The organism is Arthrobacter cryoconiti (assembly GCF_020905375.1).
Classification (GTDB): Bacteria; Actinomycetota; Actinomycetes; order Actinomycetales; family Micrococcaceae; genus Specibacter; species Specibacter cryoconiti.
This window is the reverse complement of the sequence record NZ_JAJJBU010000031.1, coordinates 16,942-29,910: the sequence shown is the minus strand read 5'-3', so window position 1 is coordinate 29,910 and position 12,969 is coordinate 16,942. Positions and strand designations below refer to the sequence as shown.

7 protein-coding genes are annotated in these 12,969 nt (G+C 56.0%); 1 reads left to right on the top strand and 6 read right to left on the bottom strand.

What is annotated here, in order from left to right; all coding sequences use genetic code 11:
- Positions 1-131 precede the first annotated feature (131 nt).
- From uvrC to LOH53_RS14615, 6 genes are all read right to left on the bottom strand, one after another.
- Positions 132-2,156, bottom strand: a complete 2,025-nt coding sequence (gene uvrC, locus LOH53_RS14640) for an excinuclease ABC subunit UvrC (protein ID WP_230068495.1) — start codon at positions 2,154-2,156, stop codon at positions 132-134.
- A gap of 74 nt (positions 2,157-2,230) precedes the next feature.
- Positions 2,231-2,899, bottom strand: coding sequence for a lysophospholipid acyltransferase family protein (locus LOH53_RS14635; protein ID WP_230068494.1), 669 nt, complete (start codon positions 2,897-2,899; stop codon positions 2,231-2,233).
- 191 nt (positions 2,900-3,090) lie between these two features.
- Complete coding sequence (gene uvrA, locus LOH53_RS14630; protein ID WP_230068493.1) at positions 3,091-5,982, bottom strand: excinuclease ABC subunit UvrA; 2,892 nt, start codon at positions 5,980-5,982, stop codon at positions 3,091-3,093.
- A 137-nt stretch (positions 5,983-6,119) separates the two neighbouring features.
- Positions 6,120-6,503, bottom strand: coding sequence for a GntR family transcriptional regulator (locus LOH53_RS14625; RefSeq protein WP_230068550.1), 384 nt, complete (start codon positions 6,501-6,503; stop codon positions 6,120-6,122).
- A gap of 5 nt (positions 6,504-6,508) precedes the next feature.
- Positions 6,509-8,443 carry an ABC transporter ATP-binding protein gene (locus LOH53_RS14620; RefSeq protein ID WP_230068492.1) on the bottom strand — a complete coding sequence of 645 codons (1,935 nt, stop codon included), beginning with the start codon at positions 8,441-8,443 and terminating at the stop codon, positions 6,509-6,511.
- Positions 8,440-10,182 carry an ABC transporter ATP-binding protein gene (locus LOH53_RS14615; RefSeq protein ID WP_230068491.1) on the bottom strand — a complete coding sequence of 581 codons (1,743 nt, stop codon included), beginning with the start codon at positions 10,180-10,182 and terminating at the stop codon, positions 8,440-8,442. Before LOH53_RS14615 ends, LOH53_RS14620 begins: the two co-directional genes overlap by 4 nt.
- Before the next feature lie 220 nt (positions 10,183-10,402).
- Between LOH53_RS14615 and LOH53_RS14610 the strand changes: the two genes are divergently transcribed.
- Positions 10,403-12,940 (top strand): DEAD/DEAH box helicase, encoded by a 2,538-nt coding sequence (locus tag LOH53_RS14610; protein WP_230068490.1) that lies wholly within the window; start codon positions 10,403-10,405, stop codon positions 12,938-12,940.
- Positions 12,941-12,969: the final 29 nt, after the last annotated feature.

Below are 12,969 nucleotides of genomic sequence, written 5' to 3'. Positions count from 1 at the left end.
GTGTCGTGGTGCGTCTCGTAGAGTGTGAGTTCGTGGTGTGGTGCAGTTTGGGGTGGTGCGGTCATGCCAAAAATTTGGGGCTCCGAGACTATCCGTCACGGGACCACCGGTTGTCGTCGATCACTAGAAGCTTAGTCAAGGATCTCCCCAGTTGCCATGTTGACGGATGGGGTTGCGCGTACTGCCTGCTCAGCGCTGACGGTCTCGTGGATCGCCTGTGCCAGCACTGGCCCTATGCCCTTAGCTAGTGCCAGTTCTTCCACCGTTGCACCACGCACCTTTTTCAGGGACCCAAAGTGGGACAGTAAAGCTTTTTGTTTGGCTGAGCCCATACCCGGCACGGAGTCCAAGACGGAAGCCGTCATCGCTTTGCCGCGTTTGGCCCGATGGAAGGTGATCGCGAAACGGTGGGCTTCATCGCGGATGCGCTGTAGCAAGTACAGTCCTTCGGATGATCTGGGCAGAATAACTGGGAAGTCACTCTCGGGTACCCACACCTCCTCCAGCCGCTTTGCCAATCCGATCACAGCCACATCGGTGATCCCCAGTTCGGATAGCGCTCTCTGGGCCGCATTGACCTGTGGGACGCCACCGTCGACCACCACCAGATTGGGAGGGTAGGCGAACTTAGATTTGGGCACCTCCGCGGGTAGCTCCTGCCCAGATACACCAAGGCCCGGCACATCAATGTTTGGGATCGTTACTTGGGCTCGGGGAACTTCTCCACTGCTCGTTGCCAGCGCCGATCTGGCTGCTTTTTCGGCCAAATAGTTGCGGAAACGGCGTGTGATCACATCATGCATGGAGGCGGTGTCGTCAATTGCGGCCTCACCGGTGATGGAAAACTTTCGGTACTCACTCTTTTTCGCCAGCCCGTCCTCAACGACCACCATGGAAGCGACCACGTTGGTACCCTGCACATGAGAGATGTCGTAGCACTCGATCCGTAGCAGCGGCATCGGCAAATCCAATGCTTCCTGTAGCTCTTGCAAAGCCAAAGAACGGCTCGTGAGATCTCCAGCCCGGCGGGACTTGTGCAAAATCATGGATTGACGAGCATTTTGGGCGACAGTTCCCATGAGCGCCGCCTTCTCCCCCCGCTGAGGAACAGAAATGCTCACTTTGCCTCCGCGAATCTCACCAAGCCAGGTCGACAACTCGCCATGATTGGCTGGTAGCTGGGGTACCAGGATTCGGCGAGGAATGACATCGGACTGTTCGCCCTGACCGCCATACACCTGCTGCATGAGGTGCTCCCAGAGATCCGCCTCAGTGGCGTCCTCCACCTTTTCCACCACCCAGCCCCGCTGTCCACGGATGCGTCCGCCGCGGACATGAAATACCTGAACAGCCGCCTCAAGTTCGTCTTGTTCCACAGCGAAGATGTCTGCGTTGGTGTCTTCCGCTAGGACCACTGCGTTGCGTTCGAACACTTTGCGCAGTGCGATGATGTCATCTCGTAGCCGGGCGGCCTGCTCGTACTCGAGCTCCGAGACGGCCGAGGCCATCTCCTTTTCCAGCTTGGCAATGAACCGTTTGCCTTCCCCGCCCATAAAGTCACAAAAATCTTGCGCTAGGGCTTTGTGATCCTCAACGCTGATGCGGCCCACGCAGGGAGCAGCGCATTTGTCGATATAGCCAAGCAGACAAGGGCGTCCGCTACGCTCGGCTCGTCGCAGTACTCCGGTGCTGCAACTACGGACGGGGAAGACGCGCAGCAAAGTATCCATGGTTTCCCGGATGGCACCTGCCGTATAAGGACCAAAATATTTGGTGTCTTTGCGGCGTTCCCCACGCATGACTTGGACTCTAGGAAGCTTCTCCCCCATGGACACGGCCAGGTACGGATAGGTTTTATCGTCTCTAAACGCAAGGTTGTACCGTGGTGCGAATTCTTTAATCCACGTATATTCGAGCTGCAACGCCTCAAGTTCACTGCCGACCGTGGTCCATTGGACGCTGGCGGCGTGGTGGACCATGGCATGTGTTTTAGGGAGCAACGTTGCCGGATTAGCAAAGTAGCTGTTGAGCCGGGAACGCAGGTTCTTTGCTTTGCCCACGTAGATGATGCGGCCATGTTCGTCACGGAACCTGTACACACCGGGGTCGGTAGGAATTTCGCCGGGTCGGGGCCGGTAACTTGCTGGATCTGCCACATCTCTATTCTGTCACCGTGGGTAGTGCCGCGGCGAACTGCCGGCCCACAAAATGGCACTAGTGCTTGCCTGCACTATTCCAGGCTTGGGCTTTGGTTGTACTTTGTGCTGCGTTCTTGTCCACTCAATTTTGCGATTGCATCCATGATGGTGTCGGTCACGGCTCTGCGGGCGGGCAATGAGTGGTCTGGACCGGTTTTTTCAAAATGTAGAGGCGCACCAAATTTTAGCGTGAAAGGAGCAGGCTTTATGGCGTTCCGCCCGGCTGGCTGGAGTTTTTCGGTGCCAATGATGCCCACTGGAACCACGGGAGCACCGGTCGTCAGAGCGAGCCATCCCACACCTGTCCGACCCCGGTACAAAATACCGTCCCGGGACCTAGTACCTTCCGGATAGATTCCAATGCTGTCGCCCCGAGAGAGAATCTCAACGAGCGTTTTAAGTGCCTTGACACTGGCTGCTTGCTCCCCACGCTCTACTGGGATGGAGTGCACAGCTTCAAAGAATGACTTCATCAGTTGACCCTTGATGCCCTTGCCCGTGAAATATTCTGCCTTGGCAAAGAAGGAAACGGGCCGTGGTGTCAATGCTTGGACTATTACCGAGTCTAAGAAGGAGAGATGGTTGGCAGCAACGATCACTGGCCCTTCCAGAGGCACGTTCTCCAGCCCCAGGACGCGCGGTCTGCAAAGACCGCGGATGGCACCTTTCGTCACGACGCGTGTCAAGTCATACAGTGCCATGAACGGCCTTTCGCTTAAACTCCACAGCGGCTTTAGCACCATGCATGATCAACGATGCCCCCACCAAGCTTGAGAAGCACGGCAGAGGAAAATCTTCGCGGCAAACAACCGAAACGGCAGTAGTCACGTCAATAGCTTCGCACGAACCACATTCGAAGGGCATCATTCATTCCGTGAAGGGAATACTTGTGCTATTGAGCCTTGAGCACTTCTGCCAGGAAGGAAGCCGTGTAGCTTTCAGTGCTCTTAGCGACCTTTTCGGGCGTCCCCGTGGCGATGATGCGTCCACCACCCACTCCACCATCGGGGCCCATATCTACTATCCAGTCGGCACTTTTAATGACGTCGAGATTGTGTTCGATCACAATGACGGTATTGCCTTTTTCAACCAGCCCTTGAAGCACGAGTAACAGCTTGCGAATGTCCTCGAAGTGCAGCCCGGTGGTGGGCTCATCCAAGACGTAGACGCTGCGCCCGTTGGAACGTTTTTGTAGTTCAGCGGCTAACTTGACACGCTGCGCTTCGCCCCCAGAAAGTGTGGTCGAGGCCTGCCCCAACCTGACGTAGCCGAGCCCCACATCCACCAGGGTCCGCAGGTGCCTGGCAATCGGCGTGAAGGCGGCAAAGAACTCGGCACCTTCCTCAATGGGCATATTCAGAACATCCGCAATCGACTTGCCCTTGTAGTGCACCTCCAGGGTTTCGCGATTGTAGCGAGCACCGTGACATACCTCGCACGGGACGTAGACATCCGGGAGGAAATTCATTTCGATCTTCAGTGTTCCGTCACCCGTGCACGCTTCGCAACGTCCACCCTTGACGTTGAAGGAAAAACGTCCAGGCTGGTAGCCGCGAACCTTGGATTCATTGGTTTCGGCAAAGAGTTTTCGGATGTTATCAAAGACGCCCGTGTATGTAGCAGGGTTGGAACGCGGTGTCCGCCCGATCGGGCTTTGGTCCACATGGACGACTTTATCCAGGTGCTCCAAACCGTCAACACGCAGATGCCGTCCGGCGACCTGTTTGGCACCATTGAGCTTGTTGGCAAGCACCTTGTAGAGGATTTCGTTGACCAAAGTGGACTTACCTGAACCGCTAACCCCGGTCACTGCGGTCAGTAGGCCAAGCGGGAAGGCTGCATCGATGGTGCACAGGTTGTTCTCCTTGGCCCCAATAACCTTCAGTTCGCGCTTCTTGTCATACTTGCGGCGTTTGGCAGGTATGGCGATGGACTTCCGTCCGGAAAGATAGTCGCCAGTCAGAGAGTTGGTATTTTCCAGCAGTCCAGCCAGGGATCCTGAGTGCACTACCTGGCCGCCGTGTTCGCCAGCGCCCGGGCCTATGTCAACGATCCAGTCGGCTTCAGAGATCGTGTCTTCGTCGTGCTCAACCACGATCAAGGTGTTGCCAAGATCCCGCAAACGAGTGAGGGTTTCGATCAACCTACGGTTGTCTCGCTGGTGCAGACCAATGGACGGCTCGTCGAGCACATACAGCACTCCGACCAGCCCTGATCCAATCTGAGTCGCAAGACGGATGCGTTGCGCCTCTCCGCCCGAGAGAGTGGCCGAGGCCCGTTCCAAGCTCAGGTACTCCAACCCGACATCGAGCAGGAATTTCAGGCGCGCCTGAATCTCCTTGAGTACTTGGCTGGCAATCTGCGCTTCGCGGCCCGTCAGCACCAGATTTGAGAGGAACCCAAAACAGTCCCGCATTGAAAGGGCACAAACTTCAGCGATTGACTTGCCATTGATGAGCACCGACAACGACGCCGGGTTCAGTCGTGCGCCGCCGCAGGACGGGCATGGAATTTGGCGCATGTACTCGGCGTAGCGGTCCCGCGCAGAATCGGATTCGGTTTCCGTATGTTTACGCTGAATGTACTGCACAGCACCTTCAAAGCCCGTACTGTACTTGCGTTCGCGACCAAATCGGTTCTTGTACTGCACAACTACTTTGTGGTCCTTGCCGTACAGAATAGCCGTCCGGGATGCGGTGTCTAACTTATTCCAGGGCACCTCCATATTGAAACCAAGTTCCCCGGCTAGTCCTTCGAGCAGGCGGTTCCAATATTCCGTGGTGGCTACACCCAAGGACCAAGGTGCGATCGCACCTTGGCGCAGGGAAAGAAAAGGATTCGGAACAACGAGTTCCTCATCGACTTCAAGCTTGGTGCCTATGCCGCTACATGCCGCACAAGCGCCAAAAGGATTGTTGAAGGAGAAGGAGCGCGGTTCAATTTCATCGATGGCCAACGGGTGCTCATTAGGACAGGCGAGATTCTCCGAAAACTGGCGTAGACGTCCGGGATCGTCCTCCGCGAGATCGACCAGTTCTACGACGACCCGACCCTCAGCCAAGCCCAGGGCTGTCTCCACGGAGTCCGTGAGACGCTGCTGAATTCCGCTTTTCACCACAAGTCGATCCACGACCACTTCAATGGTGTGCTTGTATGCCTTTTTCAGTTTTGGCGGATCTGAGAGCTGCACTTGCTCCCCATCCACTTTGGCGCGTGAGTAACCCTTCGCCGTGAGTTCCCGGAACAAATCCACAAACTCACCTTTACGGGCACGTACCACCGGGGCCAAGACTTGAAAACGGGTGCCGTCTTCCATCTCCAGAAGCTGATCTACGATCTGCTGCGGGGACTGCTTTGCAATCGGCTCACCACAGACAGGGCAATGCGGAGTACCAACCCGTGCCCACAAAAGTCTCATGTAGTCATAGATCTCGGTGATGGTACCCACCGTTGATCTTGGGTTTTTCGAGGTCGACTTCTGGTCAATCGACACGGCCGGGGAGAGGCCCTCGATGAAGTCAACGTCGGGCTTATCCACCTGACCCAAGAACTGACGCGCGTAGGCTGAGAGAGACTCAACGTAACGGCGCTGACCTTCGGCAAAGATCGTGTCAAACGCTAGTGAGGACTTCCCGGAACCTGACAAGCCGGTGAAGACAATCATGGCATCACGGGGCAGGTCGAGATCAACGTTGCGAAGATTGTTCTCACGCGCTCCCTTGACCACTAACCGGGAAAGATCCGGGCGCTTTACGGCCGGCTGCAAATTATCAGACTGGGGCATTGTTTCCTTTGAATTGCCGCCTAAACAACAGACGTAGTACTGCACCAACGCTCATTAGTATACTCGAAAGTTCATTCGAATAGACGTGTGTATGAGCAAGAGAGTCCGGGCGTTCACACGAACGCATTGCGATGTTTTTACGCGTCCATCCCGCGTTCAAGAGCAGCAGACGCCAAGGCTATGGCTTTACGTGTCGGCATCCCGACTTCCCGCACGACGGCGGCAAAAACGTCCGCCGCCGCTGCGACCTTCTCCGCGATCACATCCCCGCCTGAGGTGATGAGCGTCCCGCTGCGCCCGGCTGTGGCAACAATCCCTGCCTGTTCCAACTCCCGGTAGGCTCTAGCCACCGTATTCACGGCTATTCCCAGATTCGTTGCGAGGGACCGAACAGAGGGCAACTTGGTGCCAGCAGCCAACGCCCCTGAGGCCGCAAGGTCAAGAATCCGCAGGCGCACTTGATCAAAGGGCGGGACCGACGATTCTGGGTCCAGCGTCCATTTTCGCTCAATCGTCTCCATGGCGTTCACGCCAGTTCTACTTCTTCCACAAGTGGATCGCCAAATTGACTCATGTACAGATCGTAGTAGAAATTCTTGTGTTCTAGGAGTTGTTCATGAGTTCCCTGTTCCACAATTTCTCCATCACGCATGACGAGAATCAGATCGGCGTCCCTAATGGTGGAGAGTCGATGAGCTATCACAAAACTTGTGCGATCCCGTCGGAGCCGATTCATGGCCTGGCGGATCATTACCTCTGTGCGGGTATCCACGGAACTCGTCGCCTCATCCAAGATCAGGATCCCGGGATTCGCGATCCACGCTCTGGCGATGGTCATCAGCTGACGCTGCCCTTGGCTGAGCCCGCCACCGTCGTCGGTCAAGACGGTGTCGTAGCCATCCGGCAGGGACCTCACAAAGTGATCAACATGCGTGGCTTGCGCCGCACTCAGAATCTCCTCCTCGGTGGCACCGAGTTTTCCGTACGCCAAGTTTTCTCGGATCGTTCCACCAAAGAGCCAGGCATCTTGGAGAACCATCCCGAACTGACTGCGAAGATCATCCCGGGTGAGTTTCGCGGTGTCTACCCCATCAATCGTGATAGTGCCGGAATCTATCTCGTAGAACCGCATCAGGAGGTTGACAAGCGTAGTCTTACCGGCGCCGGTCGGACCTACGATCGCCACAGTTTCTCCGGGCTCCGCCACCAAGGATAGGTCTTTGATCAGGTGTTCTCCTTGTGTGTATCCAAAGTTCACGTGATCAAACACAACGCGGCCAACGACCCTCTCCAAAGTTTCCGCTGGGTGGTGATCCGGACTCTGTTCCGGTGCATCAAGTAGATCGAAAACCCGCTCCGCGGAAGCGACCCCGGATTGGAGAAGATTGATCATACTTCCAATTTGCGCCATCGGCTGGCTGAACTGGCGAGAGTACTGAATGAACGCCTGAACCGAACCGATCGTGAGGATGCCAGATGCCACCTGAATACCGCCCAGGACGGCAACCACAACGTAGTTGAGGTTGGAGACAAAATTCATGCTCGGCATGATAATCCCGGAGATGAACTGTGCCTTCGCGCTGGACTCGTAGAGTTCGTCGTTGGAGACTTTGAACTTTTCGATGGCAGCGTCCTGCTGTCCGAAGGCTTTGACGACCTCGTGACCGGTGAACATTTCTTCCACATGACCGTTGAGATCACCAGTGGACTTCCACTGCATCATGAACTGCACCCGTGAGCGTTTAGCGATCACCACCGTCAGTGCGGCGATGATGGGAACCGTCAGCAAGGAAATGCCCGCTAGTAGTGGTGAAATTGAGAACATCATGCCAAGGACGCCCACCACGGTGAGCACAGCGATCAGCAACTGGGTCAGTGTTTGGTTAAGCGTCTGGGAGAAATTGTCGATGTCGTTGGTGACGCGTGAGAGCACATCTCCACGAGACTCTTGCTGGAAATGCGACATGGGGAGCCGGTCAAGCTTGTTTTCAATGTCCCTACGCAGCCTGTACATGGCCCGCTGGACAATACCTGTCGTAATGAATCCTTGAGACCAGTTGAAGAAGAACGCCACAATGTAAAGACCTAAAACGATCATCAGCACAATGCCGAGGGCGCCAAGGTCCAGGCCTACACCGGGGACTACATTCATACCGTTGAGCATGTCGGCGATCTGGCCCTGACCAGCCGCACGCAGGCCCACCACAGCCGCCTCTTTGCTAGTCCCAGCCGGGAATTCCTTGGCCAACATCTGCCCCACCACACCATTGAAGATGATGTCGGTTGCCTGTCCCAAGATTTTTGGTGCTACGACCGAAAGCCCTACGGAGATCGCAGCCAGAAAAACCACCCAGGCGATCCGTAGCTTGTCCGGGGCCATGAGCCGAAGAATTCGTTTAAGACTGGGCCCGAACGCCATCGCTTTTTGCGGCGGGCCTCCCCCGCCCCTCATCATGCTCATACCGATTGCTCCTGATCTTCGTCAGTCATTTGAGAGGTCACAATTTCTTGGTAAGTGGGGCATGAACGCATCAATTCATCGTGAGTGCCCTGTCCCACGAGCTTGCCCTCATCCAACACCAGGATGTTTTCCGCGTGTCTGATAGTACCTACCCGTTGGGCGACCACTAACACAGCAGCATTCGTGGTCACTGGCTTCAACGCGGCCCGCAATTTCGCATCAGTGGCATAGTCAAGGGCTGAAAAGCTGTCGTCAAAGAGATAAAGAGAAGGTTTTCCTATGACGGCGCGCGCAATACAAAGGCGCTGACGCTGTCCCCCGGAAACATTGGAACCACCCTGTTCGATGGGAGCGTCCAAGCCCTCTGGCATCTCACGGACGAAGTCAGCAGCCTGTGCCACTTCCAGCGCTGCCCAAACTTCTTCGTCACTGGCCCCAGTTTTGCCCATTCGAACGTTGCTGGCCACAGTCCCCGAAAACAGATAGGCCTTTTGCGGCACCAGACCGATGGATTTGCGCAGGGATTCCAGCGTCACCTCTGTGATGTTGTGGCCACCTAGTTCGATGTGGCCTACGGTGGCGTCCAAGAGCCGGGGTATGAGATTTATCAGTGTGGACTTGCCGCTACCCGTGGAACCGATCACCGCCGTCGTCGTTCCTGGTGCCGCATCAAAACTCACGCCGGCAAGTACAGGATCCTGCGCACCCGGATACTTGAACGACGCATCCCGTACCGACAGATGCCCGTCAAAGTGTTCCACGTGCACGGAATCAACGGTGTCAGCAACAGAGGGCACCAGATCCAAGACTTCCTGGATTCGCTCAGCGCTAACGGCGGCTCGAGGAATCATCATAAACATGAACATGGCCATCATGACGGACATGAGAATGAGCATGATGTAACTCAGGAACGCTGTCAGGGCACCAATCTGCATGCTCCCGGAGTCGATCCGCTGCCCACCAAACCACAGCACGCCCACACTGGTGACATTGACGACGAAGAAGATGGTCGGGAACATCAAGGCCAGCAAACGCCCTGCTCGCAGCTGTGAGGCGGTCAGGGCCCCGTTGGCAGTATCGAAGCGCTGCGCCTCATAGTCACGGCGCACGAAAGCGCGGATGACACTGATACCGGTGATCTGCTCTCGGAGCACACCATTGATGTCATCGAGCTGGTGCTGGACTTTGCGGAACGTGGGAACCAGTACCCGCACGATCAGCGCAATGGCGATGATGAGCACCGGCAGGATCACCAGAAGCAGCCCCGACAGCGGAACATCTTGTTTCATAGCCAAAATGATTCCACCGATGCTCATGATGGGGGCCGTCACCATCAGAGTAAAAGACATCAGCGTCAGCATTTGAACTTGCTGGACGTCATTGGTGGTCCGGGTAATCAGGGAGGGAGCACCAATGGTTCCCACTTCCTGGGCGGAGAATGTCTCCACTTGGTTGAACAGGTCCCTGCGAATTTGCCGCCCCACACCCATGGCCAGCCGTGCACTCAAGAACGTTGCGGCGATAGCAGCGACCACCTGGCCAGCCGTTATGACGAGCATCCACATGCCGAGACTGTAAATAGTCCCGATATCTCCCTTGACTACACCATCATCGATAATGTCCGCGTTAAGGGTTGGCAAATACAAGGACGCTAAAGTGGAAAGGAATTGCAAAACCACGATGGCTATTAACGGCGCTTTATGCGGCGCCAGATTTCGCGCTATCAACCGATACAGCACGGATTCTCCTTGCGATTGGGTACCCGCGGGCACTAGTTGCTTCAGCTAACAAACTACTCCAGTACTAGGGGTACTGTCAGCGCAGTTTTTCTGTGGGCATATTCTGTGAGCTCATTTTGCGGGTGGACTGCCGCTGTCCCATTCTGCCGGATCCCAGGTGGACGGCTGTATAACCCTGGCGTTATCTTGTCACAGCGGACGCCCCTAGACTGGAGGAACAATGAATCTTTTTGAACAACTCTCCGGCCTTGACCCACAGACCTCCAGCGACGATGACGTTTTGGAAGCATTTTTGGAGTGGACCATGGACCGTGGGTTGGAGTTGTACCCTGCCCAGGAAGATGCCACCATCGAGTTGGTCAGCGGCAACAACGTGATCCTGTCCACGCCCACGGGATCCGGTAAATCGATGGTTGCGATCGCCGCACATTTCAACGCCATGGCTCGGGGTGCATCCAGTTACTACACGGCACCGATCAAGGCGCTTGTGTCCGAGAAGTTCTTTGCTCTCTGCGAGATCTTTGGCGCCGAGAACGTTGGCATGATCACCGGGGACTCCTCCGTAAACCAAGACGCACCGATTATTTGCTGCACGGCGGAGATACTGGCAAACATTGCTTTGCGTGAAGGCGAAAATGCCGATGTAGGCGTCATCATCATGGACGAGTTTCACTATTATTCGGACCCGCAACGTGGCTGGGCCTGGCAGGTTCCACTCATGGAGCTGCCGCAATCGCAGTTCTTGCTCATGAGTGCCACGTTGGGTGATGTCAGCCGTTTCGAAAAGGAACTGACGCAGCTGACAAACCGGGTTACCACCACCGTGTCATCCGCCGTGCGGCCCATCCCCTTGCATTACTACTACGTCACGACTGGTGTGCATGAATCCTTGGAGGAACTGCTCGCCACCAAGCAGGTCCCCGTTTATGTCGTGCATTTCAGCCAGGCCGAAGCCATTGACCGGGCACAGAATCTGATGAGTATCAACGTCTGTACCCGCGAAGAGAAGGACAAGATCGGCGAGCTCATTGCCGGGTTCCGTTTCTCAGCAGGTTTTGGCAAGACTCTCAACCGCCTGGTGCGTCACGGTATAGGCGTCCACCATGCTGGAATGCTGCCTAAGTACCGCCGGCTTGTTGAGCAGTTGGCCCAGGCCGGACTGATGAAGGTCATCTGCGGGACTGACACCTTGGGGGTGGGCATCAATGTCCCGATTCGTACTGTTCTGCTGACAGCACTGAGTAAGTACGACGGCGTGCGCACCCGCGTGTTGCAGGTACGCGAGTTCCAGCAGATCGCCGGGCGGGCCGGCCGCGCCGGTTATGACACGGCAGGTACGGTCATTGTGCAGGCACCTGAGCATGTCATTGAGAACACTAAAGCTATGGCTAAAGCGATGGCTAAGTTTGGTGACGATGCAAAAAAGCTGCGCCAAGTAGTCAAGAAAAAGCCCCAGCAGGGCTTTGTCAGCTGGGGTGAACCCACTTTTATCCGGCTTTCCGAGTCGGTCCCCGAACCGCTGACATCCAGCTTTGTGCTCACTCACGCCATGCTGCTGAACCTGCTCGAACGCCCCGGGGATCCGTTCCAAGCTGCCCGCAAGCTCTTGAGTGAGAACCATGAATCGCCGTCGGCCCAACGCACGTTGTTCCGTAAAGCGTTGGGTATTTACCGCGAATTGCTTGGTGCAGGCATTGTGGAACGAATCCCGGCGGACGAATTGGAGTCAGACGGACGCACCGTTCGTCTGACAACTCATTTGCAAATGAACTTTGCCTTGAACCAGCCATTGTCTCCGTTCGCGTTAGCAGCTTTGGACCTTCTGGATTCCGAGTCCCCCAGCTATGCACTGGACGTCATTTCCGTCATAGAATCCACGTTGGAGAAACCACGTCAGATTCTCAGCGCCCAGCTCAGGCACTCTAGGACTGAAAAAATCACGGCGATGAAGGCCGAGGGCATCGAATACGACGAACGTATGGCCATCTTGGACGAGGTCACGTACCCGATGCCGCTAGCTGAGCTGCTGTTTGGCGCTTTCGATGTATATCGCAAGGGTGCACCATGGGTCGGAGATTTTGAGCTAAGCCCTAAGTCGATCATTCGAGATCTGTATGAGCGCGCCATGAACTTCGGCGAATACGTCCAGTATTACTCGCTGGCCCGGTCCGAAGGAATCGTTCTGCGTTACCTCACGGACGCTTACAAAGCTTTGCGACAAACAGTCCCCCAAGACGCACTCCGGGAAGATCTCCAAGACATCATCTCTTGGTTGGGTGAACTCGTCCGGCAAGTTGACTCCAGCCTCCTGGATGAGTGGGAGAAGATGACTAGCGGCGATGTCGAAGAACTGGCTACAGAACAGGCCGGTCCTCCCACTCCCCCACGCTTGAGCGATAACTACCGTGCGTTCCGGGTCATGGTACGCAATGAAATGTTCCGCCGAGTGGAGCTAGCCGCCCATGACGACTTTGCAGCGTTGGGTGAGCTCGACGGCGATCACGGTTGGAACGCTGACCGTTGGGCTGACGCGCTGGACGAGTACTGGGACGAACACGAATTCATCGAGTCGGGCCCAGCAGCACGCGGACCGGCATTGCTGGAGATCACTGAGAGCGCAGAAACGTGGAAAGTACGCCAAACGTTGGCTGATCCAGAGGGGAACCACGACTGGTCAATCACGGCTACCGTTGACCTTGAGGCTTCCAATGAGGCTGGCGCCGCCGTCGTACAAATACTGGATTTCGCGCGTATGTAGACGCGGACAGTGGTGCACCAGATATGCTC

Bases quoted from the DNA above. Each gene is read 5' to 3' on its own strand.
- LOH53_RS14635 (WP_230068494.1), bottom strand. From the start codon at position 2,899: ATGGCACTGTATGACTTGACACGCGTCGTGACGAAAGGTGCCATCCGC.
- uvrA (WP_230068493.1), bottom strand. From the start codon at position 5,982: ATGCCCCAGTCTGATAATTTGCAGCCGGCCGTAAAGCGCCCGGATCTT.
- LOH53_RS14625 (WP_230068550.1), bottom strand. From the start codon at position 6,503: ATGGAGACGATTGAGCGAAAATGGACGCTGGACCCAGAATCGTCGGTC.
- LOH53_RS14620 (WP_230068492.1), bottom strand. From the start codon at position 8,443: ATGAGCATGATGAGGGGCGGGGGAGGCCCGCCGCAAAAAGCGATGGCG.
- LOH53_RS14610 (WP_230068490.1), top strand. From the start codon at position 10,403: ATGAATCTTTTTGAACAACTCTCCGGCCTTGACCCACAGACCTCCAGC.